Origin of the sequence: Halobellus sp. Atlit-38R (assembly GCF_003665925.1) — an archaeon.
Taxonomy (GTDB): domain Archaea; phylum Halobacteriota; class Halobacteria; order Halobacteriales; family Haloferacaceae; genus Haloquadratum; species Haloquadratum inordinatus.
In genome coordinates this window covers 1-572 of record NZ_QXIJ01000149.1, presented here as the reverse complement: position 1 = coordinate 572, position 572 = coordinate 1, and the positions used below count along the sequence as shown (strand labels likewise).

The 572-nt window shown below is 64.5% G+C and carries 1 protein-coding gene and 1 pseudogene; one reads left to right on the top strand and one right to left on the bottom strand.

Features of this window, described 5'->3' with window-relative positions; all coding sequences use genetic code 11:
* Positions 1-156: pseudogene (locus tag D3D02_RS18630) on the bottom strand (phosphoglucosamine mutase); the annotation flags it as partial.
* 147 nt (positions 157-303) lie between these two features.
* On the opposite strand from D3D02_RS18630, the gene D3D02_RS18625 reads away from it, so the two are divergent.
* Positions 304-572: HisA/HisF-related TIM barrel protein (locus D3D02_RS18625; protein WP_233560715.1), on the top strand; the 269-nt coding region annotated here is incomplete at its 3' end.

The window sequence follows — 572 nt, the reverse complement described above, 5'->3', positions numbered from 1 at the left end:
GACGAACATTTCCCCTGTAGTTCGTGTGTCACGTGCGATGGCAACGCGGTCGACGTTCCAGACCGTGCCAGCGGCCTTCGCGACGCGAAGGACGAACTCCGGGATGAGGCTCTCACCAACCACGCCCCGCGTCCCGCTGGAACCGAAGAGTTTCATTGAGTGTGTCTGTATTCCGGCGAGACAAAGCCGTTCCGAACTATTGGCTCGCAATTGTTCTGGATATCTTCGTCGCAGACGGAACGGTACCGGGCTTCAGTCACCGGATTCGGTGCGTTTACGCACGTCGGTTGCTCACAGTGGCGTATGTTCCCAGAGTTCGAAGTCGTCCCCGCGGTCGACATGAAAGACGGCGAGGTCGTCCAGCTCGTACAGGGCGAACGCGGCACCGAGAAGACCTACGGCGACCCGGTCGAGGCCGCTCGCCGCTGGGTCGACGCCGGCGCGGAGACGCTCCACCTCGTCGACCTCGACGGCGCGTTCGAGGGAGAGCGGAAGAACGCCCCGGCGGTCGACGCCGTCCTCGACGCGGTCGACGTGCCGCTCCAACTCGGCGGCGGCATCCGCACCGCCGA